The organism is Nocardia seriolae NBRC 15557 (genome assembly GCF_007990715.1).
GTDB lineage: Bacteria > Actinomycetota > Actinomycetes > Mycobacteriales > Mycobacteriaceae > Nocardia > Nocardia seriolae.
On the sequence record NZ_BJWY01000073.1, the window covers coordinates 13,513 to 38,507 of the forward strand.

The following is a 24,995-nucleotide window of genomic DNA, read 5'->3' on the forward strand; positions in this document are numbered from 1 at the left end:
TACTGGTCCGGCCCGCGGAAAGCACTGTCGGGAGTCGAGCGTCCAGTTTTCGAGACCGGATCCACACCGCGGCCACACCATCCTCTTAGAGTTGCGGGCCCCTGTCATCGATCCCGATCCCGTCATAACCGCGTGCAGTGCCGACAAGTCGTACCGACCGTTACGGATGTGGGTGGGCGGGATTGTCTGTGGGTGCTGCGAGACTCGGGGACATGCGATGGGCGGTGGCGGAGACGAGTGGGGGTGGGGTGCGGTTGTGTCCGCTGGGGCCGGATGGGCGGCCCGCGGGGGCCGTGGTGGAGGAGTCGTCGCTGGCCGAGGCCGTGCGGTCGCGGCCGGAGGTCGAGCGGTGGGTGTGGCGGTCGACGGCGGGCGGGTATCGGCGGTTGCTGGCGGCCGGTGTGCGGGTGGATCGGTGTTATGACGTCGAGGCGGCGGAGGCGTTGCTGATCGGGCACGAGGAGGGGCAGGCGGGGCAGCCGCGGTCGTTGGCGGCGGCCTGGGCGCGGTTGCATCGGCTGCCGGTGCCGGCGGATGCTCCGCTGCGGGCGGCCGAGACCGAGCCGACGCTGTTCGAATCGGAGCCGGAGCCGCTGCCGGCGGGGACGGACGAGTTCACGGCGCTGCTGGAGGTTTACGCCGAGCAGGTCGCCCGGACCGGCCGTGCCGAGCATCCGGAGCGGATGCGCATGCTGCTCGCCTCGGAATCGGCGGCCATGCTGGTGGCCGCGGAGATGTCGCGCGCGGGGATTCCCTGGCGTGCCGATATTCATCGCGAGCTGCTGGATTCCGTGCTGGGGGAACGCATGCCCGGCGGCGGGGAGCCGCGGCGGCTGGCCGAGCTCGCCGACGAGGTGTCGCGAGCCTTCGGCGCGCGGGTCCGACCCGATCTGCCCAATGACATCGTCCGGGCGTTCGCGCGTGCCGGAATCACGTTGTCCTCCACCCGGAAATGGGAGCTCCAGGAGATCGACCACCCGGCGGTCGCGCCCCTGCTGGACTACAAGTCCCGCTACCGCCTCTACACCGCCCACGGCTGGTCCTGGATCGAGCAGTGGGTGCACGAGGGCCGCTTCCGGCCCGAATATCTGCCCGGCGGCACCGTATCCGGGCGCTGGACCACCAATGGCGGTGGTGCGCTGCAGATTCCGAAGGTGGTCCGGCAGGCCATCCGCGCGGACCCGGGCTGGCGGCTGGTGGTCGCCGACGCCGACCAGATGGAACCCCGTGTGCTGGCGGCGATCTCGCGTGATCCGGGCCTGATGGAGGTGGCCGGGCGGGGTGAGGACCTCTACGCGGATCTGGCCGCCCGCGCCTTCGGCGGCGACCGCGCCCAGGCCAAGATCGCCATGCTGGGCGCGATCTACGGCCAGACCTCCGGCGACGCCCTCACCCACATGGCCGAACTGCGCCGCCGCTACCCGGCCGCCGTCGCCTATGTCGACGACGCCGCCAACGCGGGGGAGGAGGGCCGCCTGGTGCGCACCTGGTTCGGCCGAACCTGCCCGCCCGCCACCGCATTCGACGCGGCCGACGGTGCGGACGGACCCGGCTACGGCAGCACACCCCGGGCCCGGGCCCGCGGCCGCTTCACCCGCAATTTCGTGGTGCAGGGCAGCGCCGCCGACTGGACCCTGCTGGTGCTGGCGGGCCTGCGCCACGCCATGAACCGCGCGGGCCTGCGCGCCGAACTGGTCTTCTTCCAGCACGACGAGGTCATCGTGCACTGCCCCGAGGCCGAAGCCGAGACCGTCGCCGAGCTGATCGCCACCGCCGCCGACAACGCGGGCCGCCTCGCCTTCGGCCCGACCCCGGTCCGATTCCCTTTCACCACGGCGATCGTCGATTGCTACGGCGACGCGAAATAGACCTCCGTCATCGGCGCGAGATCACCCTCGCGACCCGGAACGGCTACGGTGGCGACAGTGAATGACACACAAGGGGGATCGGTGATCGATCAACGCCGCCTGTTCGGCTGGGCTCGCACCGCAGCATCGGTGGCACAGGTGCTTTCGACACCGGATCTCGAAACGGTCGCCAGGGAGGTCGGCCGGGCGGGCGCGCGCGGGGTGATCGCGCGCGGATTGGGCCGCAGCTACGGCGATCCCGCGCAGAACGGCGGCGGCCTGGTCGTCGACATGACCGCCTTCGACCGCATCCACACCGTGGATCCCGACAGCGGGATCGTCGACGCCGACGCCGGGGTCAGCCTCGACGCCCTCATGAAAACGGTACTGCCGCAGGGCCTGTGGGTTCCGGTGCTGCCGGGCACCCGCCAGGTCACCGTCGGCGGCGCGATCGCCTCGGACATCCACGGCAAGAACCATCACTCGCACGGCAGCTTCGGCAACCACGTCGTATCCCTGGACCTGCTCACCGCCGACGGCCAGGTGCGCACCCTCACCCCCGACGGCCCGCAGTCGCAACTGTTCTGGGCCACCGTCGGCGGCATGGGCCTGACCGGCATCATCGTGCGGGCGCGAGTTCGCATGAAGCACACCGAGACCGCGTATTTCATCGTCGACAACGACCGCACCGGCAATCTCGACGAAACCATGGAACTGCTCACCGGCGGCTCCGACGACGGGTACGAATATTCGATGTCGGTACCGGACACCATCAGCACCGACTCCCGGCTCGGCCGTGCCGGTTTCAGCCGCGGCTCCCTCGCCACCCTGGACCAGCTCCCGCCCAAGCTACGTCGTGATCCGCTGAGATTCGATGCGCCGCAACTGTTCACCGTGCCCGACATCTTCCCGAACGGCATGGTCAACAATCTCACCATCCGCGTTGCCGCCGAGGCCGCGTACCGGGTCTATCCCGAACGCGCCCGGGGCCGCATCCAGAACCTGACGCAGTTCTATCACCCGCTGGACCTGCCCGGTGAATGGAACCGCGCCTACGGCCGCCGCGGCTTCCTGCAATACCAGTTCTCCATGCCCTTCGGCGCGGAGCGGCAATTGGCCGCCGCCGTGCGCGTCATCGCGTTCTCCGGGCACCGCTCGTTCCTGAATGTCTTCAAGCGCATGGGCGAGGGCAATCCCGGCCCGCTGTCGTGGCCGCACCCGGGATACATGCTGAGCCTGGACTTCCCGCTCACCCCCGGCCTCGGCGAGTTCTGCGCCCGCCTCGACCAGCGCGTCCTCGACGCGGGCGGCCGCCTGTATTTCGCCAAGGACTCCCGCACCACCCCGGACATGATCCGCGCCATGTACCCCCGCCTCGAGGAATGGCGCCGCATTCGCGACGCCGTCGACCCCGAGCGGGTCTTCACCTCCGACCTGGCCCGCCGCCTGCACCTCATCGACGACGACGGGCCGGTCGCTCAGGCGGGCTGAAGCACCGGGCGGCGGGTGCGCCGCCAGGCGTAGGCCAGGAACACGATCAGGCCGATCAGCGGGATGCTGCTGACCGCCCAGCTCAAACCCAGTGGGGGACCGGGCTGTCGGAGTACGGTCAGATTGGTGAACTCGCCGACGCCGTGACCCTCCGGGCCGTCGATGGCGAAACGGAAGGTCCACGCGCCCTCTTGATCGAGGGACCGGACGTCCAGACCCCAGACCTCGCGCTTGCGCGGGTGCCGGGACAGATCCTCGGCCCGCCGGATCTTGCCGTTGGGCAGGACCTCGGTGAGGGTGCCCGACAGGCCGTCCACGCCGCCGTCGGGCGCGAAGGTGAAGTCGAGGGATTGCATTGCGCGCAACGGCCATTCGCTGAACCCGATGGTCAACGCGTAGGGACCGGCCTGGACGTGCTCGGTGTGGACGATATTCACGGGCTGATACGCCGAGGCCGGGCCCGCCGCCGTCATCGACAGCGCCAGCACCGCGAGAATCGTTGCGGCGGCGGCGAATAGTCGCTTGATCATGCGAGGGCCTCCTTGGCCGGAGCGGTCAGGCGGAGCATGTCGCCGAAGCGCCAGCCGAGGTAGCCGCCGAGCGCGCCCAGCAGGGCGGCGGCGACGGTGGTGGCGATGGTGACCGAGGCGGCACCGTAGTGCGCGCCGTCCTGGAACATGGCCGGCAGGTGGAAGCGGGCCTGATAGATGAGCACGCTCTGCACCGGGCTGCAGCCGCCGATGATCGCGCCGCCCACGGCACCCGCGAGGGCGGGCAGCAGGCGAGCCCAGCGGTCTCCGGCGCCCCGGCGCACGAGCAGGTCGATCACGATCCCCACCGGAATCAGCACGAACGGGATCAATGCGGGCGTGCCGGGAATACCCCGAATGTGTTCGCGCATGGGCAATCCCACGAAGTCCGCGTACGTGCGGGCCGCCCACGGCGCGAACCACCAGAACACGGCCTGGGTCAGGGAACCGAACGCGGCGGTGACCGTCGCGCCCCAGCGGATGAACCCCGCGCCCGCCATCAGCAGCAGGATCACCATGAACGCGGTGACCGCCACCGTCCAGCGCACGGTCCCGGTGCTCAGCCGCTGCACCGCGAGCGCGGTCACCGTGCTGTTGGTCACCAGGTGCGCCAGCGCGAACAGCGCGCCCAGCCACCCCCACCGATGCGCCCGCGCGGCCGCGAACACGATCACCGTCCCCACCGAGATCACGGTGCTGGACAGGAACAATCCGATATGCGGCGGCGAATCGATGATGGCGTCGAACCCGTAGAGGCTGTGCCACCACAGATCCCACAGCCCGTACAGCAGGAACGAGGCCGCCCCGAGCGCGGCGACCATGTAACCCAGCGGCGCGGTGAAGGTGCGCCCGAACACACCGATCCCCGGCCCGCCCAGTTCACCATCCACGCGCCGCCCGGCCCGCCCCGCCGCCGAGGTGACGAGAATGACGGTCAGGCCGGTGAATCCGGCCACCGCCGCGCTCGCGTAGATGAACAGGTGCGGCAGGGTGAAGAAGGTGTCGGGCCCGACGTCGGAGTGCCACTGGATATCCCAGGTGGATCCGATGGAGAAGGTGATGCTGGCCGCGAACAGAATCGCCGCGGGTAACCAGGGGCGGATGGTGATGGGCGTGCTCGCCTCCGCGGTGGCGACGCGCCCGTTGGCGGTGAGGTCCATGTGCTGCTCCCGAATTCAGTTGGCCTGGACGGAGAAGGTGGCGCTGCCGGAACCCGGTGCGCCGGAGAGTTTCACGGCGATCTCCCACTGCCCGGGCATGGGCAGGTTGACGGTCGCGCGGTAGTGGCCGGGCGTGAGGGCGGTGGCGGTGCTCGGCGGCAGCGCGTGACCCATCTGCGGCATGGCCGGTTCCACCGAGACCCGGTCCGGGGTGGCGGCGTCGCCGCGCTGATCGGTGATGTCGAGGTCGACGGCATTGTCGCCGGTGCGCGCGGAATCGACCCGCAACTGCACCAGATAGGGCCCGGCCGCACTGCGCGCCACCGGTTTCGAGCCGCCGGACGGCCACAGCCACCACGCCAGCAGGGCGGCCGCCAGCACGACGGCGGCCGCGATCGGCCCCCGGCGCGCGGTCATCGCGGAGCCCCCGCGCGGACGTCGACCATGGCGGGCACGGTCATGACGGAATACCCCCGTTCGGCTTGCGCCCACACCAGATACCGGCCGGGCTGCGGAAAAGTGAAGGTGAAGGCCACCTTCGGGCCGTAGGCCGCGACGGTCTCGTCCGGCGGCTGCGCGCCGAGGGTGGGCAGCGGCAGCATGGCGTGCGCATGCGCCCAGACCGGGACACTCGCGGCGGCGGTGCCGACCGGCACCCCGTCCGGCAGCGGCCCGACCGCGATGAGATGGCCGAGCATCCCCAGCCACGGCTGCAGATCGGCGGTGCCGCCGAAAGTCGCGGTGAGCGTGGTGGGTTCGCCCGCGATCGCCTCGGTGGTGGTGAGACCGGTCCCCGGCGGTGCGGGATCGGCCGCGCCGGATCCGGTTTCGCCGACCAGGTGGATCGCCGACCGCAGCAGTTGCACGCCACCGCCGCGCCGGGCGATCTCGGCGGCCACCGCGTAGTCACCGGATTCGGTGAGCCCCAGCTCGACCCGATACTCCCCGGGCGCGATCCGGATCGGATGGCGATGCCAGAACCGCCCCGATGGCCCGACCACCATCAGATGCACCAGCGCGTCATCGGTGACCAGCAGATCGTCCACCGGCCGCCCGGTGGCCGAATCACTCAGCGACAGCTGAAGTTCGGTGGCCGTGGCGGTCCGCTCGGTGCGCACCGCCAGATTCACCGGTGGCCGTGAGTAATTCGTGGTCAGCGGTAAGTCCCGCTCCGGATACGGATTCCCGATATTCCCCGAGGTCGGATCCAGCAGACTCCCCGCCGCCCGCGGCTGCGGCGCACTGCCCGACAGCACCGCCCCCGTGACCCCGACGGTCAGCGCCGCGATCAGCGCCCCCACCGGAATCAGCGTCGGCCACCCGCGTTTCGAGATCACCGCGGTCCCCAACGCCACCAGCAGCAGCACGCCCGCCGCGGTGAATCCGCCGTAGGCCGCCCGCTCCCAGGGCGTCACCACCCGCGCCCAGACCAGAAACGGAATCCGCGCAGTCCGCTCCCCATCGGAGACCGTCAGCTCCCACGGCCCGGGCTGGTCCACCTGTAGCGTCGCCGAATACGGTCCGGGCTGACTCCCGAGTTCGACGGTCCCCGAAGAACTCTCGCCACCCCGATCCACCGGCGTCGCCGTCAGCGTCAGGGTCCCCGCCGCGGTCCCGGCATGGGTGACCACATCGACCCGCAACGGCCCCGGTTGCGCGCGGCGCACGATCACGCTCAATTCCCGACCCCCCATCGACTGCGCCACCGTGAGATCACCCCCGGCGGCCGCCCCGTCGGCTCGCGCGGCCGGGGCGCTCATCCCGACGAGACCCACCAGCGACGCGCAGAGCACCACCAGGCACACACCGCGCAAGCGAACGATCAACGGCGACTGCACTGTTCCGAAGCTACCGAAAAACTTCCACCCGCAAATCCCACCCACGGGGGATTCCCACCGGGGGGTGCGGTCAGGGTAACCCCGGGGAGGGCTACGGGAGCTGGGACAGGAGCCAGGAGGGGCCGAGGGTGCTCGCGCCGAGGGGTTCCACACGAGCGCGGAGACCGCGATCGGCGGTGACGGCGGTGACCTCCCGTGGGGGACAGGCGGTTTCGAGCTCGGTGGCGGTCACCTCGACGATGGTGCCGTCGCCGGACCCCGCGGCGAGGACGATTCGCACCCCCTCGTACTCGGTGCCGTCGGCGGCAGCCTTGGCCGCGCCCTCGAGCACGACGATCAGTGACGTGGTCTCCGGCAGTCGGGTGCGCAGCGCGGCCAGCCCGTCGAGCAGTCGCCGCGCCGCTCCGGCCCGGTCCCGCCACCACCCGTCCGGCCGCGACCCCACCACATTGGCCGCGTCCACGATGATCGTCCGTTCGGCATCGTCCATCGCACCAGTCTCCAGGCGGGCTCGAATATTCAACTAATTGAGTACGCAGTAGCCTGGGCGGATGGCGCTACGGAACGCGGTACTGGCGACCCTGCTCGAGGGTGAGGCCTCGGGCTACGACCTGGCCAAGGGGTTCGACGCCTCGGTCGCCAACTTCTGGCTCGCCACCCCGCAGCAGCTGTACAAGGAGCTCGAGCGGATGGCGTCCGAGGGTCTCATCGAGACGCGCGTGGTGGAACAGGAGCGTCGCCCCAACAAGCGGCTGCACGCCATCACCGCGGCCGGGCGGGCGGCGCTGCACGGGTTCATCGCCGAGCCCTCCAAGCCCACCGCCATCCGCGACGAGATGATGGTCAAGGTGCAGGCCATGGACGACGGGGACGCGCCCGCCGTGCGCGCGGCCATCGCCGCGAAGCTGGAGTGGTCGAGGGCGAAACTGGCCCGCTACGAACGGCTGCGCGGGCGCCTGCTCGACGGGCGCAGCGAGCAGGCCTACCTGGCCGAGGCCGAGCGCATCGGCCCGTACCTGAGCCTGCTGCGCGGAATCGCGTTCGAGCAGGAGAACATTCGGTGGGCGGAGTTCGCGCTGCCGGTCATCGATCGGCGGATCGCGGCCCACGGCGGGTGAGGGCGTCCGGGCGTTGATACGGTGACCGCCTGGAAAGTTGTCCGCAGAACGACAGGCAGTGAGCAGCGTTGGCGTCCGAACCGATGGCAGGCGAGAGCGAATCCCGCCGGGCCGCCCCGCGCACCAAACGCGGTGAGCGCACCCGCGGCGCGCTGATCGCCGCGGCCCGCGAGGTTTTCGAACGCGACGGCTACCTCGACGCCAAGATCGCCGACATCTCCAGGACCGCGGGCATGGCCTCGGGCTCGTTCTACACCTATTTCGACAGCAAGGAAGAGATCTTCGCGGCCCTGGTCGAGCAGGTCTCGGAGGAGATGCTGCACCCGCACGTGCGCGAGCGCAGCGGCATCACCGAACCCCGCGCCCTCATCGAGGCCGCCAATCGCGACTACCTGCTGTCCTACAAGCGCAATGCGCGCCTGATGGCGCTGTTCGAGCAGGTCGCCCACATCGACGAGAACTTCCGGCGCATGCGCGTCGAACGCGGCCGGGCCTTCGCCCAGCGCAATGCCCGCATGATCCGCGACCTCCAGGAATCCGGGCGGGCCGCCGCCGACCTGGATCCGATGATCACCGCGCACGCGCTCTCGGGCATGGTGAGCCGCATGGCCAACCTGGTTTACGTTCAGCGGCAACGGATTCCGTTCGAGAAGCTGGTCGCCACCCTGACCGAACTGTGGTGCAACGCGCTCGACTTGAAACCCGAATGACTCGGACTGAAACCCGAACAGCCGCCGATCAGTTCAGCCCGCGCGCGAACTCGATGAGTGCGGCATTGACCTCGGCCGGGCGCTGCTGCTGGATCCAGTGGCCCGCGCCGTCGAGGATGACGGTGCCGCGCAGGTCGCTGAGCAGGGCCGACATCTTGTGCATCGGGGTGAATTGGATGACGGGGTCGGCGGATCCGGCAATGAACAGCGAGGGCTGAGCGATCGTGACGCCTTCCAGGTGTTCGGTCGTCTCCCAGGTGCGGTCGAGATTGCGGTAGTAGTTCAGCCCGCCGGTGAAGCCGGTGGCGGTGAAAGCCTGGACGTAGTAATCGAATTCGGGCTCGGTGAGCCAGTCGGGCCGGGGCGGTTCCGGGCTGTCGGTGTCGAGGAAGGCTTCCTTGCTGAGTCTGTCGACCTGGAGCAGCGTGTGCCGTACGTCGGCGTCGAGCACGCGATCGGCGACTCCCGGTTCCTGGAACCAGATCATGTAGAAGTCCTCGCCCAGCCGCGCGCGCATGATCGCGGTCGGCGGACCGGAGGACCGCGGCGTGGCGGGCACGCTCAGCCCGGCCACCGCGCGCACCCGCTCGGGATACTCGCGGGCCAGATGTCACACCACCGACGCGCCCCAGTCGTGGCCGACGAAAATGGCGTCCTCGAGCCCGTGGGCGTCGAGCAGGCCGACGAGATCGCCGCACACGGTGAGCATGTCGTACGCGTCGATCCGGTCGGGCCGTGAGCTGCCCCCGTACCCGCGCATATCCGGGGTGAGGGTGCGGAATCCCGCGTCGGCCAGCGCGAAAACCTGGTGCCGCCAGGAGAATCCGAGCTCGGGGAAGCCGTGGCAGAACACGATCGGCGGGCCCGTCCCGTGCTCGACGACGCTCAGTTCGATCCCGTTCGCGGGGATCCGGGCGCTGCCCAGCCCCTTCCATTCGTCCACCGCTCGTACTGCCCGCATCGGTAGTTCCCCTCGTGACCGTGGTTGACGCCGGACCGACCGTGAACTTGAATCCGACGTAGGTTTCATATTCCATCAGCCGGCGTGTCCGATCCAGCCCGAGACGGCGAAATCGCTTGCCGGTGCTTGCCGAAGGAGCGCACGTGCAGGTCGCGGGTAGGAACGCCATTGTCACCGGCGGTGGCGGCGGCATCGGCGGCGCGATCGCCGCGCGGCTGGTGAGCGCGGGCGCGCGGGTCGTGGTCGCGGATCTGGACGCGGCGGCCGCGGCGGCGACGGTGGCGGGATTCGACGCGGACGCGCCGGGCGAGGCGGTCGCGATCGGCGGCGATGTGTCCGACCCGGCGCGCATCGAACAGCTCATCGCCCGCTGCCAGGCCGAATTCGGGCCGGTCGACCTGTATTTCGCCAATGCGGGCGTGATCGGCCCGGTCGGGCTCGGCGAGGAGCAGGACTGGGAGCGCACCCTCGACGTGAACCTCAATGCCCACATTCGCGCGGCCCGGCTGCTGATCCCCGGCTGGCTCGAACGCGGCACGGGCTACTTCGTCTCGACGGCCTCGGCGGCGGGTCTGCTCACCCAGATCGGTTCGGCCGCATACTCGGTCACCAAGCACGCCGCGGTGGGCTTCGCCGAATGGCTCTCGGTGACCTACGGCGACCGCGGCGTCCGGGTCAGCTGCCTGTGCCCGATGGGAGTCGAGACGCCGCTGCTGCGCGCGGGCGAGAACTCCGGCGACGCCCTCGGCATGGCCGCCACCCGCGCGGTCACCTCAGCCGGTGCGGTGCTGACCCCCGATACGGTGGCCGAGCTGGTCATGGCCGCGGTCGACGACGAGCGATTCCTCATCCTGCCCCACCCGGAGGTGCTGGATATGTACCGTCGCAAGGGAGCCGACTACGACCGCTGGCTGGCGGGCATGCGGCACTACCAGGCGCGGCTGCTCGACGGCGTCGACGGGAACTGAGCGGCAACGGTCATCGAGGATCGGGGACGGACATGAGCGACGAACGGGCCGAGCTACCGGGCCTCGACCTCGAGCGACTCGCCGGGTGGCTGGCCGAGACCCGACCCGGCCTGGTGCACGGGCCGCTGCGCGGACGGCTGATCGCGGGCGGGAAATCCAATCTCACCTACGAGATCGGCGATGGCACCTCCGCGTGGATCGTGCGCCGTCCCCCGCTGGGGCATGTGCTCGCCACCGCCCACGACATGGCCCGCGAATACCGGGTCATCAGCGCCCTGGCCGGTACCGGCGTCCCGGTGCCCGCCACCTACGCGCTGTGCGAGGACACCGAAATCATCGGCGCGCCTTTCTATGTCATGGAGCGCGTCCTCGGCACGCCCTACCGCACCGCCGCCGAACTCGTCGCGCTGGGCCGCGACCGGACCGCCGTGATCGCCACCGGCCTGATCGACACCCTCGCGGCGTTGCACACCGTCGATCCGGTCGCGGTCGGTCTGGCCGAATTCGGCCGCCCCGACGGTTTCCTGGAACGCCAGGTCCGCCGCTGGCGCAAGCAGCTCGACGCCTCCTACAGCCGCGACCTGCCCGCCGCGGACGAACTGCACGAGCTGCTGACCAAACACCTTCCCGCGCAGTCGCCCACCGGCATCGTGCACGGCGACTACCGCCTCGACAATGTGCTCGTCGACGACGCCGACCGGGTCGCGGCCGTCATCGACTGGGAAATGGCCACTCTCGGCGACCCGCTCACCGATATCGGACTGCTGCTGGTCTACCAGCGGATGAGCGATTCCGGCCTGCTGGGCGTCAGCGATGTCGCGCTCGCGCCCGGTTACCCCACCGAATCGCAAGTACTGGAACGCTATTCGGCCAGCACCGTCCGCGACCTGTCCGGCATCGGGTTCTATGTCGCGCTGGCGTCGTTCAAATTGGCGGTGATCAGCGAGGGCATCTACTTCCGCTTCACCCACGGGCAGACCGTCGGCTCGGGTTTCGAGCACTTCGGGGAGGGCGTCGATCCCCTGCTGCAAGCGGGCCTCGCCGCCCTCCGTAGTTGAATCCGGCGTCAAGTTCACGTACGGTCCGAATCGGAAATCACGCCACCGTCAGGAGTTTCGATGTTCGAACTGTCGGAGCGGGCCAGCCGCTACCGGGATGACCTGCTCGCCTTCATGGACGAGCACATCTATCCGGCGGAGGCGGTGTACGAGGCGCAGATGGCCGAGTCCGGCGACCCGCACTGCCAGCCGCCCATCGTGGAGGAGCTCAAGACCGAGGCCCGCAAGCGCGGCCTGTGGAACCTCTTCCACCCGCACCCCGAATGGGGTCCGGGCCTGACCAATCTGGAGTACGCGCCGCTGGCCGAAATCATGGGCCGCAGTGCGCATCTGGCCCCCGAGGCCACCAATTGCGCAGCCCCCGACACCGGGAACATGGAGGTGCTCACCCTTTTCGGCACCGACGAGCACAAGCGGGAATGGCTGGCGCCGCTGCTGGCCGGTGACATCCGCTCGGCCTTCGCCATGACCGAACCCGCGGTCGCCAGCTCCGACGCCACCAATATCCAGCTGCGCATGGAACGCGACGGCGACGATTACGTCCTCAACGGCCGCAAGTGGTGGACTTCCAATGCGCTGCACAAGAACTGCAAGGTGCTCATCGTCATGGGCAAGACCGAACCCACCGGTCCGGTGCACCGCCAGCAGAGCATGATGGTCGTCCCCATCGATACCCCCGGCGTCACCGTGCAGCGCGGCCTGCCGGTCTTCGGCTACCAGGACCGCGAGGGCCACGCCGAGGTCACCTTCGAAAACGTCCGCGTCCCCAGGACGGCGCTGCTCGCGGGCGAGGGCGACGGCTTCATGATCAGCCAGGCCCGCCTCGGCCCCGGCCGCATCCACCACTGCATGCGCTCCATCGGCATGGCCGAACGCGCTCTGGACCTGATGATCGATCGCGCCCAGTCCCGCACCACCTTCGGCGAGCCCATCGCCGATCGCGCCAATATCCAGGACTGGATCGCGGAGTCCCGCATCGAGATCGACATGGCCCGCCTGCTCACCCTCAAGGCGGCCTATCTCATGGACACCGTCGGCAACAAGGCCGCCCGCACCGAAATCGCCGCCATCAAAGTGGCCGCCCCGAACGTCGCCCTGAAGGTCGTCGACCGGGCCATCCAGATCCACGGCGGCGCAGGCGTCTCCGACGACTTCCCCCTCGCCTCCATGTACGCCCACCTGCGCACCCTGCGCCTGGCCGACGGCCCCGACGAGGTCCACAAGCGCTCCATCGCCCAGTGGGAGCTGCGCCGCCGCAACCCCACCTGGGGCAAGAAGCCCTGACCCACCGAAAAGACAGACCGAGATCAGGGAGCTGTCAGCGAGGAAATCTGTCCGATTTCCCTCGCTGACAGCTCCCTGATCTTGTTGGTTGGGCACGACAGTGGCGTGTCAGTGGGACGTCAGGGCGGTGTCAGGGCGGGGCGTGAGAGTAGGGCTCGTGAACAGCACTGCACTTGCCGCCGCCGGGAACGGGAACGCCTTCGGGGGCGCGATGAGCCTCCGGCCCGCCGATGTGAGCATCGGCGTCTACCCGATGCTGCGCACCCAGGTGCTCGGGCGGGGCGGGCGCGTCATGGGGTATCTGCGCGGGGATCATGCCTTCGCGCAGTTGATTCGGTTCGCGCTGGTCGGCGGGTTCAGCAATATCTCCTACGCGCTGCTGTTCATGGCATTGAGCGGGACCGGGCCGCTGGTCGCCAATATCGCGGGATCGATGGTCAGCACGGTGATCGCGAACGAGGTGCATCGGCGGCTCACCTTCAACGCGGCCGGGCGGGTCGGACGGGTCAAGGCGCAGTGGGAAGGCGGCGGGCTGGCCCTGATCGGGCTGGTCGTGAGCACCGCGGCGCTAGCCGCGCTGAACTTCTGGGCGCCGGGGCTGGGGCAGCTCGCTCAGGCGGGCGCGGTGATCGCGATCATGGCGGCGGTCGGCGGGCTGCGGTTCCTGGCGCTGCGCGGGTTCGTCTTCTGATGGGCGCGAGTTCAGGGTCGGATTCGGGGCGTTCCCTGATGTGGGGAGCCACGGCCCGGCAGCAGGATGGAAGCAGTGTTGTGTGGTCGATAACGAGGAGGAGCCATGACCACGGGTGGATACGGGTACGGGCCTTACGCCGGACCGATCGCCGGGGTGACCCCGGCCGGGATCGGCGGCCGTGCCGTCGCCCGGTTCATCGACTGGATCATCGCCGCCATCGTCGGCGCGATCCTGTTCTGGATGCTGGACCACACCGCGGGCCTGCCGGGCTGGGCGGCGATCCTGCCGGGCGCGGGCTTCGGGTTCCTGTACTTCGTGTTCTTCGAGGTGATGACCGGTGCCACGCCGGGCAAGAAGCTCCTCGGCCTGCACGTGCTGGGATCCGGTGGCGCGCCCAAACCGAGCCTCGCGGATTCGGCCAAGCGCAATGCGTACATGCTGCTCAACCTGATTCCGTGGATCGGCGGGCTGCTGTGGTTCTGCGCGGCCATCGCCATCGCGGTCACCGTGGGCGCGAGTGCCACCAAGCAGGGCTGGCACGACAACTTCGCCGACGGCACCCAGGTCGTCAAGAGCTGAGACCCGCCGCCGCTCCCCGCCCGGAATCCCTTCCGCACGACCGGCATACTGTTGGGCGTGTGGCGTGGACGATCGGGGTGGGCTCGGTCGCGGGCGGTCCGGGCGGGGGCGCTGGGCGCGGTATTCGTGCTCGCCGCCTGCGGCCGGAGCCCGGTCGGTTCCGAATCCCCGGTGCCGGTCGCGCTGCCGCGCAACGCACCCGCGAGCGGGGAGTACCTGCTCGAATCCAATGACGGGTACTACGCGGATCTGCGGGCCACCCTGCCGACCGTGACCGATCCCCGCACCGAGGCGAATCTCGAACGGCTGCTGCGGACTCCGGTGGCCGAATGGCTGCCCCACGACTCGGCGGTGACGGCGGCGACGATCCGGCAGGACCTGGCCCGCGCGAGCGCCGCCGGGTCGATTCCGATGTTCGTCGCCTACAACATTCCCGGACGGGACCTGCACGGCGAATCCGGTGGGGGACAGGCCGGTGCGGACGCCTACCAGGCATCAGCGACGCCATCGGCGCGAATCCGGCCATCGTCATCCTCGAGCCGGACGCGCTGGCCCACGCCACCGAGATGAACGAGACCGACCGCGCGGCCCGGCTGGCCCTGCTGGGATTCGCCTACGGTCAACTGCTGCAACACAATCCGGCGACCGCCGTCTACCTCGACGTCGGCAACAGCACGTGGGTGGATCCGGCCCGGGTCGCCGAGCTGCTGCGCACGGTGAGCCCGGATCGGCCGGTGGCGGGCATCGCCCTCAATGTGGCCAACCGGCGGCCCGACTCCGAGATCCGCGCCTACGCGACGCGGATCCAGCAGGCCTACGGCCACCAGCTGTTCGTCATGATCGACAGCTTGGTCAACGGCGCGCCGAACACCGCGAACCTGATCGACTGGTGTAATCCGCACGGGCAGAAGCTCGGCACCCTGCCCAGCACCCGCTTCGACCGCGACGCCATGGTCGAGCCCGCCTTCGTCAAGACCCCCGGCCAATCCGACGGCCGCTGCGGCACCAGCGAGCAGCCCGCCGGCGAGTTCGACCGGCAGCTGCTGCTCGATCAGCTGTCCTGACCCTCAGACGAGGTGCACCCATTTCGCGACGCTCGGCACCCCGGCGGAGTTCACGGCGAACAGCATGTACCAGCCCGACGGCGCGATGGCCGGATTGTCCGGAACCGTCACGGAGACACCGGAATCGGAGCGCGTGAGCGGCAACTCGATCACCCGCTCGTTGGTATCGGTGACATGGGTGATCGCCGCGGGCGCGAGCAGCCGCAGATACTTCACCTCCGCCGCCGCGGGCACGGTCGCCAGACTGGTGCCCACCGTGTACTCGAACTGCTCGCCGCGCGCGATCTCGGTCGGCCCGCCCGTGATCACCGGCCGCGCCACCGAGGTGCCGTCCGGTTTGTAAAGGTAAGGCGGCGTATAGATTTCGATGCGCCGCTCGAACTTGCCGGGCAGGGTGTTCTTGGCGTCGGATAGAACGCCATGAGCAGCAGGTAGTGCACGATCCGCGCCGGGTTGCGCCACATGCGCAGCATCTGAACAAAGAACGGACCGAACAGCATGTGCTCGATCGCGCCGCGCGACCAGCGATTCTGCTGCTTGTAGAAATCACCCCACGAGGCCGGGCCCTCGCCGTGGGCCAGCAGATCCGGGGGTGTACACGCCCTTCCAGTGCCGCCCCGTCTCCGGATTGCGTTGCGGCAGAATGGCGAAACTGGTCGCCATGTCCTCGGTGATGGACGGCTGGATGCCGCCGATCTCGTTCAGCACACTCGTGCGGATGGCGTAGCTGGGGCCGACCAGCATCGGCGCGCCGTGCGCATTGGCCGCGGTCTGGATCAGGCTGTGGAATACGAACTGCTGGCTCTCGGCCAGTTGGCCACCACATTCTCCTCGGCATTCGCGTACGCCTGCGGGCCTGCGACATACGCGACATCGGGATCGTTGAAATACCCGAGCATCCGCTCGCCGAATTCGGGCATCGGGGTGTGATCCGGATCGATCCCCATGATGACTTCGTAGCGCGGCAATTCGGCGTCGGTTTCGATCATGTCCAGCCCGGCGTTGATATTGCCGAATTTGGTGCGCGCCTCGAACGGCCCCTTGCGCTGCAGGTATTCGTCGCGGCCGGCGCGGCTCAGATACCGCACCCGATTGCCGTGGCGGCGATCGACCGCGGCCACCGGTTCGCGCACCGCGCCGGGCCGGTCCGGATCGCCCTCGTCGAGCACGAAGACATCGAAGACGCCCGGGTGGCGATGCCGGATCTTCTTGGCCGCCAGCAGGGTTCGCTCCAGCACCGCGATGTCCTCGCTGCGCGGCACGAAGGTGATCAGCAGCGCCACGTTCAGCCCCGGGCGGGCCCGGATCGGAATCGGCTTGCGGGCCAGCGCCGTGGTCAGCGACATGGCCAGGACCAGCGCGAACCGGATGGCCTCGACCGTCACCACCAGGGTCACCATGATGATGGCGATGGCGCCGAACTGTTCGTACTTGTCGGTCTCTCCGAGGCCGTTGTCCATCAGCCACAGCACGTACCCGCCGCCCAGCCCGGTCGAGATCAGCGACAGCGCGACGGTCAGCGCGCGCCGGCGTCTGCGCTCGAGATGCCGGAACGACACCACCTCGCCGACCCCGTCGAGCACCTCGCCGGTGACGGTCGCCTTGGCGAGTCGGGCGTCGGCCAAATTCTTTGCGCTGTAAGATTTTTCGATATCGCCGGTTTCGAGCCGACGCGGGCCGTAGGCCCTCGAAAACACCACGGACAGCAAAGCATCCCCCCAGGCGAAGCGGGCCTCACCGAACTCTCGTTCAACGCCGAACCCTCGTGCCAGAGATTATCAGAGCGGCACCCGTCGTGCGGTTCGATCCGATTGGGCTACAACGGGTTCCAGGCGTCGAACGATTACGATCTCGTGTCGGCCGCGCTGCCGCCACACATGCCGGGATATTCGCGCGCACCCGCCTTTGTGTTTCACGCCACCGACGGAATGGATAACCGTTGCCCCGTGACCCCCGTCGATATCGCCGTGGCGGTTTGCCTACGCTCACCTTCGTGAGCACATCCAAGATCGTTCTCGTGACCGGAGCCGGTACCGGGCTGGGCCGGGCCGGGCCGTCACCCACGCGCTGACCGCGGCCGGGCATCGGGTCGTCGCGGCCGGGCGCACCGCCGCCACCCTGGACGCGGCGGTCGCCGCCGCGCCCGGGCCCGGATCGGCCGAGGCGTTCCGGGCCGATGTCACCGACGCGGCGGCCGTGGAGGCGCTCTTCGCGCATATCGGCGAGCGGTGGGGGCGGCTGGACGTGCTGGTGAACAATGCCGGGATCTTCGGGCCGACCAAGCCGATCGACGAGGTGTCGGTCCAGGAGTGGCGGCAGGTCGTGGACATCAATCTGACCGGTGCGTTCCTGTGCGCCCAGGCCGCCTTCCGGATGATGAGGAACCAGGACCCGCGGGGCGGGCGGATCATCAACAACGGGTCCCTCTCCGCGCACACCCCGCGCCCGCACACCGTCGGCTACGCGGCCAGCAAGCACGGCATCACCGGTCTGACCAAGGCGCTCGCATTGGAAGGCCGGGCTTACGACATCGCCGCGGGTCAGATCGACATCGGCAATGCCGCAACCGAACTCACCGCCGGGATCGCGGCGGGTTCGCTCCAGGCCGACGGCAGCATCCGCCCCGAACCGACCATCGACGCCGCGAATGTGGCCCGCATCATCGCGCAGCAGGTCGAGCTGCCCCTGGACACCAATGTCCCGTTCCTGACCGTCATGGCCAATGCCATGCCCTACATCGGGCGCGGCTGACCCGCACGACTCGTCCGAGTCCGAGCCGCACGGCTTGTCCGGGTTACTCGAACAAACGTTCTACTCGAGGTATCGTTCCGGGCCATGCCGGAACTCTCACGACGCGACTGGGCGACGATGAACCTGCAAGAGGTGCAGCGGCAGTTGCTGAAGGCCGCCTCCTTCGGCAAGGTGCTCTCGCCCGAGCAGCTGGAGAACGCGGCGGGCAAGATCGGTGAGGGCCTGCGGATCTTTCTCGAGGAAACCGACCACCTCAGCTAGCCGGGACCCGTTCGAGCACGCCGCCCGCGAAAACGTCGTAGAGCGGCAGGGTTTCGAGGTGGACGTAGCCGATGTGGCAGTCGCACTGCGCCAGCGGGCGCGGGCGCAGGGCGGCGCGGTAACTGCCGTCGTAGAGATTGCCCAGTTCGGTGCGGACGAAGTGACAGCGGCGCACGGTGCCCGCGCCGTCCACCGAGATGACCGATTCGCCGGTGCGGCAGGGCAGTCCGGCCGAGCGGTGCGGGCGCAGGCTGTAGCCGAACAGGGGGTCGAGGTCGGTCCAGGCGGCCGCGTCGGCGTCGGAGAGGGCGTGTCCCTCCGGGGCGTTCACCCAGAGGTAGACGTGGTCGGGGAGCTCGGCGCGCAGTCGGCGCGCGGCCGGGAGATGTTCGGGGAAGCCGACGATGCCGACGCCGTAGCGGATGCCGCGGCGGTCGAGGTCGGCGCATTTGGCGGCGAAGCGGGCGTGGGGTGTCTGGCCCGGGTGGTAGGTGCACCACAGGGCCAGGGTCGCCGGATCGGCGTCGGCGAGCCAGTCGGTGCGGCAGCTGAGATTGGTCTGGATGGCCACCCGCGCGACGTTCGGCCGATGCGAGAGGTCGACGAGCGCGCGCCGGTACCAGGAGCGGACCAGGCCCTCACCCCAGGGCGTGAACAGGATCGAGAGCCGATCGTCGTGCTGCCCGGCGACCCAGGCGGTGAAGCGTTCCAGGGCGGCGCGATCGGCGCGCAACTGGTCGCGGCTGTCGCGGCGCTTGGCGAAGGGGCAGTAGGGGCAGTCGTAGTCGCAGGAGGACAGCGGTCCGCGGTAGAGGATGGTGAGATCCACGGCGGCTCACCGGGGTTCGTAGGAGGCCATGGCGGCGCGCACGGCGGGGGAGAACAGGCGCGGGCCCAGGGCGTCGGAGCGGGCCAGGCCGGCGGGGGTCAGGCGTAGCAGATCCGGGCCGGAATCGGGTTCGAGCCAGCCGGATTCGGTGAATTCGGCGAACTCCGCCGGGAAGTGCTCGGCGGGGTGCGCGCCGAACCTCGCCCGATAGGCGGTCACGTCCATCCCCCGCGCCTGGAGCAGTGATTGCAGCAGGTGGCGGCGGCGGGCCTCCTCCGCATCGATGCGGCGGCCGACCTCGGCGCGGGTGAAATCGGTTGTCCGCGTGTAGGCGTCGATGATGCCGCGGACCTCGCGGGTCTCGACGGCGTAGTCGAAGGAATAGTGCAGGCCCGAGGTGTAGGAGCGGGCGCCACAGCCCAGGCCGACCATGCCGTCGGTCTGGCAGGCGTAGTCGGCGGGACCGATGTCGGGGGCGTCGAGGCGGCGGAACATGCGCATCGACAGCTGTTCGTAGCCGTGGGCCAGCAGGCGATCGCGGCCCGCCGCGTACAGGCGCAGACGCTGTTCGTCCCAGTCGGTTTCGGCGGTCACGCTGAGCCGCCCGAGGCCGGTGAGCGGGCGCACGTAGAGCGGGTACAGGTACAGCTCCTCGGGCCGCCAGGCCAGGGCGGCGTCGAGGGAGGTCCGCCAGGTGGTCTCGGTCTGGCCGTCGATGCCGTAGCCTCCGGCCCGAGCGGCACACTGATCGCACCGTCGAGCAGCGCATCGGGATAGGGCTCGAGCCAGGGGATTTCGCCGAGCCGCGTGGGTTCGGGTGGTTCGATCCCCGGAATATCCCACTGCTTGGCCGGGCGTCGGTTCCCGATACCCCGGCGTCCACATCAGTGCTAGCCGACAACATTGTCAAAGGAGCACGGAAATGGGAAAGATCGTCATCAGCGTGAATGCCACCCTCGATGGAGTGGTCCAGGATCCGGACGGCGCGGAGGGCTTCGAACTGGGCGGCTGGTTCCACCAGTTCGCGGGCGGCAAGGCCCTCGCAGCCTGGGCCGCCAACGAGACGGCGGATCTGCTGGCCGCCGAGGCGCTGCTGCTGGGCAGACGGAGCAGCGAGTGGTTCGCGTCCCGAATGGGCAACGGCGCGGAGGTCCGCGTCAGCCCCGAGTGGGCGGGCAAAATGAACAGCATTCCGAAATACGTCGTGTCATCGACACTCGAAGATCCCCGGTGGAACAACACCAAGGTCCTCAACGGCGATGCGGCAAAGGAGATTTCGGAGCTGAAGCGGACGGTGGACGGCGAAATCCTGGTCTACGGCAGCTATCAGCTCGTGCGCACACTCATGGAACAGAACCTCGCCGATGAACTGCGCCTGGTGGTCTTCCCGGTCGTCCTGGGAACCGGCCTGCGCCTCTTCGACCGGACCGGCGACCCGAATCCCCTGCACCTGGCCGACACCCGAAAGCTCGGTGACGGCCTGGTACTCCACGCCTACGAATTCGTGTCTGCGGGTGCGGGTTCGGTGGCAGGTTCGGCGGGTGTGGGATCGGGTGTCGTCCGGGCGGTGGGCAGGAATGAGCAGGCCAGGCAGACCAGGCCGAAGAAGAGGTAGCCGAGGGCGACCTTGGGGCGGCGGCCCAGGCCACCTCGGTGCCGTGGATGAGTCCGATCCAGGACAGGGCGGCACCCGCGGCGGAGGCGAGTGCGGTGGCGCGGAAACGCTTTTCGAGGATGAAGGTGACCATGGTGCCGAGGACCAGACCGGCCAGGACCGCGCCCTCGCCGAGGGTGCGCAGGCCGTCGTAGACGACACCGGCTTGCCCGAGCGCGCCCATGCCGATCTTGTCGGCGGTGGTGCCCGCCGCGGCGAGGGCATTGTCGATCTGGCCGACACCGCACTGCGCGAGGTTCGGCAGCAGGGCGGCGACCACCGCCCACCGCGTGCAGGCGCGGTACCGCCTGAAAGGCTTGGGCGCCGATCAGCCGACCGGCCGCGTACCTATGTGTACCGACGTGTCGGCGAACCCTGCCGCCTCTGCGGAACGACTGTCCTCCATGCGGTGAAGGATGGCCGGAATCTGTTCTGGTGCCCCACCAGTCAGCCGCGGGCCGCGCCCTCCGGCCAGACGATGTCAACGGGAAGGTTCCTGTGCCTGGCGAGATCAACGACTGTGCCCGTACCGCCCTGCTCGCTGGGCTTGCCGTCCCACACCGCGATCAATCGGTCACACGTCCCGACGACGGCCTCGTTGGCCGCTTCGTAGGCTTCCCCGCCCGCGTCGTCGAACTCCATCACTCGCACGGTGTCCGCGCGGGACACCAGCTCGTCGAACTGCTCGGCATGGTCCGGCTTCACTTTGCGCTCGCGGTAATTGCGCGACGGCAGAACGACTTCCAGCCGCCCACCGGCGTCGAGCACAGCTTGTGCGAACACACTGTCGGCTCCACGCGCGATGCAGCTGACGCCGACCAGGTCGGCCGGATCTCCCGCGTCGGCGAGAAGGCGAGCGATCTCCGCGTAGATCAGCGGGACCGAGTCCGCGGTGATGTTCATGTGCCCTGTGACGCCGATGCGAGTCATGCCCCTTCTATACCGGGCCGGCGACCAGCACGCGCATCCTGTCCCGCAACTCCGCGACGACGTGGACGTTCGCTACGTACTCGGTACGTGCGAACATCTCGCGCAGCTTCACCCGTACACGATCGGACGCGGTTTGTTCGACCGTGGACAGAGCGGCATGTCCGAGTCGGCACGCTTCTTCGAGCTCGCCTTGGATCAGGCGAGCCTCTGCCAGCCCGAGTTGATCGAGTGCTGTGCTGCGCAGCCGGTTCGGTCGTCGCAACACGATCGCCCTGTCGATCTGATCGGCGGCCTCGCTCGCGAATTCTGGTGCCCGCTGGGCCATTTCGAGCAGTCTTCCGCCGATGGTGCCCGCCATTTCCGAGTCATCGAAGTACCCGATCCAGTACGGGTCGATCGACGGGGCGGACTCGCCCATGGTCTCCTGGGCTCGGTCGCAGGCGCGGTGGAACGCTGAGGGACGATCGAGATGCGCGTACGCCCATGCTTCGCGGGTGCGCAACATCGCCTGGACCGTCGCTGTGGCCGTGGTGGCCTGTTCCTGCGCCAGGCGCACGAGTTCGAGGGCGTCGGCGGTACGGCCGAGATAGAGCAGCTGTCGAGCCATGCCAGCAAGGGAGTTGGCGGCGAAGGCTGAATCCCCTGCTGCGCGTGCTGCGCGGACCGCAAGCACGTAGTAGCGCTGTGCGGTGGCTTGCTGGCCGGAGTCCCACGACATCGTCGCGACGGTTTCGGCGAGATGAGCCAGCACGGCCGTGAGGCGACGGCGAATCTCGGGTGGTTGAGTGTGCGTGAGCAGTTCGTTGACTTCGTTGAGCTGACCGATGACGGCTTTTCGCCGCAGGCCCCCGCCATATTGGTCGTCCCATTCGCGGAACACCCGCGCGGCGTTTTCCAGCTGCTCGACCTCCTGCAAACCGACCCGATACGCCGTGAACCCTGACGGTTCGGCGGCCTGGCCGGTTCCGTAGAGCAGCCAGCGTTCCAGCGGCTCGAGCAGGTTGGCTCCGACCAACAACCCCGAGTAGAGCACGGGCAGCCTGACGGCGATCCAACATCAGATCCTTTCGGGTGAGGTCATCTGCGATCGCCGTGCAATCGGCGGTCCACATGCCCGGTTCCCACTGTGTAGCAATGGAATCGGCCGGATCATCGGTGTCCCCTGGCAGAACAATCTGAATGCGCCCTTGTTTGGCGGCCAGGAATTGGGCGCGCTGCTGCGGGGTAGCGCGGGTGAGGTGGGTTTCCATCAGCTCGCCGAAGAACGGGGGGAGCGTGACCGTCGTCCCGCGGCGCGCCCACTTCTTCACCGTGCTCAGCGCGACGCCGGTGCGCTCGGCGAACTCGGGTTGGGATACCCCGAGCGCGATGCGCAGCGCGGTCGCGTCGGCACCTGTCCATGCCTCTTGCATACCCATTACCTCGCCTGTGCGGGAGATGCGTGAACCGAGCGTATACCCGCGTGCACTGGCGTCACCTTCAATCGCGGCAAGCCCGGAGACACGCTGTTCACAGCGCCAAACATGACCGAGCGGAACCCGGAGGAGCCCGACATGGAATTCGTCCTCGCCATCACGCTGGCTGCCACGGTGATGCTCGCGGCAGCGCTATCGTCCAGCCGCGCAACCCATCCGGCGCAGCATCGTGCCGGGGCCAGTGTCGCAAGCATCCAAGCGCGTCTCGCAGCAGAGCGCAGGCGCGCATACCGACCGAGCAGGCGGTGGTGATCGTGCTCGAAATGCCAACAGCCATAGTCTATTTGCGCAGCGATGTGTCCGGTGCGCGCCAGCAGTGGGATGAAATGCAGGCCCGCAGCCTAGGCAAGCGGCTCGGCTACACGGTGGCGAAGACCGTCGTTTTCGGCGAACACGTTGAGCAGCCGATTCAACGGCTGGCGAATGTCGTTCGCCGGATGCAAGCCGATGCGGTGGTCGTGCCGAGCTTGGAACACCTCGGCGGCACTGTGCCCGACGGATTGCTTCGGGTGGTCGACGTGATCACCGTCGAACCGCACGATACCTACGCGCGGTGGATCATCCCACCGGACGCCGCAGCGGAAATGAGAGCGCGACGACCGCAGCCCTGGTTCCTGTCTCGACGCCGCGCGGTGCCCACGATGTCGGTGTCCGCCGCTTCCTCGGGCTGCGCCGGTTCGCGGTAGAGGCGGATGTGCCGTATGACCGGCTCCAGCGATGGCGTGTTCACGGCCCGTATTGGGTGCCGCCGCCGGTGGTCATGATCGGTCGTTGGCCGGGCTGGACGCTTCCGACGATCCAGACCTGGGCACCGATCGTCGTCGCCGGTGCCGGACCGGTTCCGCCGGAATGGCGCTGGCCGGAACCGACTATCGAGGCGGCGGACACGGTGACGATGTGCCGACGCCACGGAATCGCACACGCTGGGCTCTGGCTCAGGATCAGCCGTGGTGAGATCCCACGCCCCGACATCTGGGTCGATGACAAGCCCGGCTGGATCGCCCGATGAGCGGCAGTTATCCGGCACGGGCATCCCAACAGATGTTCCGGAAAAATGGCGAGTTCTTCGCGGCTTGTCCGGTGGGTGACGACAGTGACGCCGAATCCGGCATGGCGGGCACAGGCGATGTCGTTCGGTGCGTCACCGATGATGACTTTGCGTGCGGGTTCGAGTCGGCTTCCGTAGTGGTGAGGGAAGCGTTCGGCGATCACAGCCGGAAGGTCGAAGCGATCGCTTGCATCGGACCCAATGCTCCAATGTCCAAGTCCAGGAGGGAGGTCAGCCCAGCAACCCTGAGCTTGACCCCGGCTGCGAATCGCAGGTTGCCCGTCAGCACGGTCTGGGCGAATCCCGTTTGTTCAACTCCCAGAGCCGGAAGGCCGGAGGCGACAGCAGTAGCCGTGACAATGGATTTGTGGGTGTAGTCGTGGACGCGGGCCTTCGAGAAGACAACCGCGGATTCAGGGATCGTTTAGGTGCGGGCGATAGCTCTACGGAGCCAACGCAAGTCGGTCGGAATGAGAGTGCCGTCAACATCCCAAACCACAAGCCCCGTGCGTCCCACGCTCATGCCGTGCATTCTGGCAGTTCGATCATAGGGAGCCGAGGTTCTACCAATGGACGGTGCAGCCGGTTGAATCAGATCCAGGTTGGGGCGGGTGGGATGGGGTGGGGGCGGGTTGCGGTGAGGGTGGTTTGTTCGACGGGGAGGCGGCCGGTGAGCCAGCCGAGGAGATCTGCCTGGGGGCCTTGGATTTCTATGGCGGGGGTGTGGTGGGTGCCGGTTAGTACT

General features: G+C 68.8%; 27 protein-coding genes and 4 pseudogenes. 16 read left to right on the forward strand and 15 right to left on the reverse strand.

Features of this window, described 5'->3' with window-relative positions; genetic code table 11:
* Positions 1–212 precede the first annotated feature (212 nt).
* On the forward strand, positions 213–1,868 hold the full coding sequence (locus NS2_RS21590; RefSeq protein ID WP_033089096.1) for a bifunctional 3'-5' exonuclease/DNA polymerase: 1,656 nt from the start codon (positions 213–215) through the stop codon (positions 1,866–1,868).
* Positions 1,869–1,925: 57 nt separating this feature from the next.
* Positions 1,926–3,338 (forward strand): decaprenylphosphoryl-beta-D-ribose oxidase, encoded by a 1,413-nt coding sequence (gene dprE1 / locus NS2_RS21595; RefSeq protein WP_274521152.1) that lies wholly within the window; start codon positions 1,926–1,928, stop codon positions 3,336–3,338.
* Here dprE1 and NS2_RS21600 read toward each other — a convergent pair.
* The 5 genes from NS2_RS21600 to NS2_RS21620 all read right to left on the reverse strand — a co-directional run bounded on the left by NS2_RS21600 (position 3,326) and on the right by NS2_RS21620 (position 7,356).
* The gene (locus NS2_RS21600) at positions 3,326–3,868 is read right to left on the reverse strand and encodes a hypothetical protein (RefSeq protein ID WP_033089094.1); all 543 of its coding nucleotides are present in this window, start codon (positions 3,866–3,868) and stop codon (positions 3,326–3,328) included. The genes dprE1 and NS2_RS21600 overlap by 13 nt on opposite strands.
* Positions 3,865–5,028, reverse strand: a complete 1,164-nt coding sequence (locus NS2_RS21605; RefSeq protein WP_033089093.1) for a hypothetical protein — start codon at positions 5,026–5,028, stop codon at positions 3,865–3,867. Before NS2_RS21605 ends, NS2_RS21600 begins: the two co-directional genes overlap by 4 nt.
* 15 nt (positions 5,029–5,043) lie before the next feature.
* Positions 5,044–5,445 carry a FixH family protein gene (locus tag NS2_RS21610; RefSeq protein ID WP_036546823.1) on the reverse strand — a complete coding sequence of 134 codons (402 nt, stop codon included), beginning with the start codon at positions 5,443–5,445 and terminating at the stop codon, positions 5,044–5,046.
* On the reverse strand, positions 5,442–6,788 hold the full coding sequence (locus NS2_RS21615) for a DUF8832 domain-containing protein (RefSeq protein WP_033089113.1): 1,347 nt from the start codon (positions 6,786–6,788) through the stop codon (positions 5,442–5,444). Before NS2_RS21615 ends, NS2_RS21610 begins: the two co-directional genes overlap by 4 nt.
* Before the next feature lie 169 nt (positions 6,789–6,957).
* The gene (locus NS2_RS21620; protein WP_147207267.1) at positions 6,958–7,356 is read right to left on the reverse strand and encodes a hypothetical protein; all 399 of its coding nucleotides are present in this window, start codon (positions 7,354–7,356) and stop codon (positions 6,958–6,960) included.
* Positions 7,357–7,417: 61 nt separating this feature from the next.
* Between NS2_RS21620 and NS2_RS21625 the strand changes: the two genes are divergently transcribed.
* Together NS2_RS21625 and NS2_RS21630 are read left to right on the forward strand one after the other, a co-directional pair.
* Positions 7,418–7,984 (forward strand): PadR family transcriptional regulator, encoded by a 567-nt coding sequence (locus NS2_RS21625; RefSeq protein ID WP_036546820.1) that lies wholly within the window; start codon positions 7,418–7,420, stop codon positions 7,982–7,984.
* Positions 7,985–8,067: 83 nt separating this feature from the next.
* Positions 8,068–8,694, forward strand: a complete 627-nt coding sequence (locus tag NS2_RS21630; protein WP_036546817.1) for a TetR/AcrR family transcriptional regulator — start codon at positions 8,068–8,070, stop codon at positions 8,692–8,694.
* A 28-nt stretch (positions 8,695–8,722) separates the two neighbouring features.
* Here NS2_RS21630 and NS2_RS21635 read toward each other — a convergent pair.
* Positions 8,723–9,655, reverse strand: a pseudogene (locus NS2_RS21635) (alpha/beta fold hydrolase).
* Positions 9,656–9,798: 143 nt separating this feature from the next.
* On the opposite strand from NS2_RS21635, the gene NS2_RS21640 reads away from it, so the two are divergent.
* From NS2_RS21640 to NS2_RS21670, 7 genes are all read left to right on the forward strand, one after another.
* Entirely contained in the window at positions 9,799–10,623 is an 825-nt protein-coding gene (locus NS2_RS21640) for an SDR family oxidoreductase (protein WP_033089089.1), read from the forward strand.
* Between the two features lie 32 nt (positions 10,624–10,655).
* On the forward strand, positions 10,656–11,681 hold the full coding sequence (locus tag NS2_RS21645; protein ID WP_033089088.1) for a phosphotransferase family protein: 1,026 nt from the start codon (positions 10,656–10,658) through the stop codon (positions 11,679–11,681).
* 60 nt (positions 11,682–11,741) lie between these two features.
* Entirely contained in the window at positions 11,742–12,965 is a 1,224-nt protein-coding gene (locus tag NS2_RS21650; protein WP_033089087.1) for an acyl-CoA dehydrogenase family protein, read from the forward strand.
* A 253-nt stretch (positions 12,966–13,218) separates the two neighbouring features.
* Positions 13,219–13,656 carry a GtrA family protein gene (locus tag NS2_RS21655; RefSeq protein ID WP_045438382.1) on the forward strand — a complete coding sequence of 146 codons (438 nt, stop codon included), beginning with the start codon at positions 13,219–13,221 and terminating at the stop codon, positions 13,654–13,656.
* 105 nt (positions 13,657–13,761) lie between these two features.
* On the forward strand, positions 13,762–14,238 hold the full coding sequence (locus NS2_RS21660) for an RDD family protein (RefSeq protein WP_033089085.1): 477 nt from the start codon (positions 13,762–13,764) through the stop codon (positions 14,236–14,238).
* A gap of 57 nt (positions 14,239–14,295) precedes the next feature.
* A complete protein-coding gene (locus NS2_RS21665; RefSeq protein ID WP_158544068.1) occupies positions 14,296–14,808 on the forward strand; it encodes a glycoside hydrolase family 6 protein in 513 nt (170 codons plus the stop codon).
* Positions 14,787–15,302 (forward strand): glycoside hydrolase family 6 protein, encoded by a 516-nt coding sequence (locus NS2_RS21670; protein WP_250637720.1) that lies wholly within the window; start codon positions 14,787–14,789, stop codon positions 15,300–15,302. Before NS2_RS21665 ends, NS2_RS21670 begins: the two co-directional genes overlap by 22 nt.
* 3 nt (positions 15,303–15,305) lie before the next feature.
* Here NS2_RS21670 and NS2_RS21675 read toward each other — a convergent pair whose 3' ends face one another.
* The 3 genes from NS2_RS21675 to NS2_RS21685 form a co-directional block, all read right to left on the reverse strand.
* The gene (locus NS2_RS21675; protein ID WP_052086680.1) at positions 15,306–15,764 is read right to left on the reverse strand and encodes a galactose oxidase early set domain-containing protein; all 459 of its coding nucleotides are present in this window, start codon (positions 15,762–15,764) and stop codon (positions 15,306–15,308) included.
* Between the two features lie 84 nt (positions 15,765–15,848).
* Positions 15,849–16,046 carry a hypothetical protein gene (locus tag NS2_RS36195; protein ID WP_052086679.1) on the reverse strand — a complete coding sequence of 66 codons (198 nt, stop codon included), beginning with the start codon at positions 16,044–16,046 and terminating at the stop codon, positions 15,849–15,851.
* A gap of 32 nt (positions 16,047–16,078) precedes the next feature.
* Positions 16,079–17,011 carry a glycosyltransferase family protein gene (locus tag NS2_RS21685; RefSeq protein ID WP_052486713.1) on the reverse strand — a complete coding sequence of 311 codons (933 nt, stop codon included), beginning with the start codon at positions 17,009–17,011 and terminating at the stop codon, positions 16,079–16,081.
* A gap of 284 nt (positions 17,012–17,295) precedes the next feature.
* Between NS2_RS21685 and NS2_RS21690 the strand changes: the two are divergent.
* Positions 17,296–18,053: pseudogene (locus NS2_RS21690) on the forward strand (SDR family oxidoreductase).
* Between the two features lie 84 nt (positions 18,054–18,137).
* A complete protein-coding gene (locus NS2_RS36200; protein ID WP_155239416.1) occupies positions 18,138–18,314 on the forward strand; it encodes a DUF6374 family protein in 177 nt (58 codons plus the stop codon).
* Here NS2_RS36200 and NS2_RS21695 read toward each other — a convergent pair.
* Both NS2_RS21695 and NS2_RS21700 read right to left on the reverse strand, forming a co-directional pair.
* Positions 18,307–19,143, reverse strand: a complete 837-nt coding sequence (locus NS2_RS21695) for an STM4011 family radical SAM protein (protein ID WP_033089083.1) — start codon at positions 19,141–19,143, stop codon at positions 18,307–18,309. The genes NS2_RS36200 and NS2_RS21695 overlap by 8 nt on opposite strands.
* A gap of 6 nt (positions 19,144–19,149) precedes the next feature.
* Positions 19,150–20,028: a hypothetical protein gene (locus NS2_RS21700; protein WP_211724320.1), complete on the reverse strand. Its 879-nt coding sequence runs from the start codon at positions 20,026–20,028 to the stop codon at positions 19,150–19,152.
* Between the two features lie 37 nt (positions 20,029–20,065).
* Between NS2_RS21700 and NS2_RS21710 the strand changes: the two genes are divergently transcribed.
* Positions 20,066–20,758, forward strand: coding sequence for a dihydrofolate reductase family protein (locus NS2_RS21710; protein WP_081986074.1), 693 nt, complete (start codon positions 20,066–20,068; stop codon positions 20,756–20,758).
* On the opposite strand, the pseudogene NS2_RS37690 reads toward NS2_RS21710, so the two are convergent.
* Positions 20,701–21,135: pseudogene (locus NS2_RS37690) on the reverse strand (regulator); the annotation flags it as partial. The gene NS2_RS21710 and the pseudogene NS2_RS37690 overlap by 58 nt on opposite strands.
* Between NS2_RS37690 and NS2_RS37695 the strand changes: the two are divergent.
* Positions 21,132–21,251: pseudogene (locus tag NS2_RS37695) on the forward strand (zinc finger domain-containing protein); the annotation flags it as partial. The pseudogenes NS2_RS37690 and NS2_RS37695 overlap by 4 nt on opposite strands.
* Here the strand turns inward: NS2_RS37695 and NS2_RS37700 are convergent.
* Both NS2_RS37700 and NS2_RS21725 read right to left on the reverse strand, forming a co-directional pair.
* On the reverse strand, positions 21,245–21,700 hold the full coding sequence (locus NS2_RS37700; RefSeq protein WP_045438376.1) for a hypothetical protein: 456 nt from the start codon (positions 21,698–21,700) through the stop codon (positions 21,245–21,247). The pseudogene NS2_RS37695 and the gene NS2_RS37700 overlap by 7 nt on opposite strands.
* A gap of 34 nt (positions 21,701–21,734) precedes the next feature.
* Positions 21,735–22,760, reverse strand: a complete 1,026-nt coding sequence (locus NS2_RS21725; RefSeq protein WP_202969084.1) for an NsdA family TPR-like regulatory protein — start codon at positions 22,758–22,760, stop codon at positions 21,735–21,737.
* Positions 22,761–23,450: 690 nt separating this feature from the next.
* Here NS2_RS21725 and NS2_RS21730 point away from each other — a divergent pair.
* Positions 23,451–23,888, forward strand: coding sequence for a hypothetical protein (locus NS2_RS21730; RefSeq protein ID WP_186817608.1), 438 nt, complete (start codon positions 23,451–23,453; stop codon positions 23,886–23,888).
* Between the two features lie 40 nt (positions 23,889–23,928).
* On the opposite strand, the gene NS2_RS36205 is transcribed toward NS2_RS21730, so the two are convergent.
* The gene (locus NS2_RS36205) at positions 23,929–24,414 is read right to left on the reverse strand and encodes an HAD family hydrolase (RefSeq protein WP_177327151.1); all 486 of its coding nucleotides are present in this window, start codon (positions 24,412–24,414) and stop codon (positions 23,929–23,931) included.
* Positions 24,415–24,995: the final 581 nt, after the last annotated feature.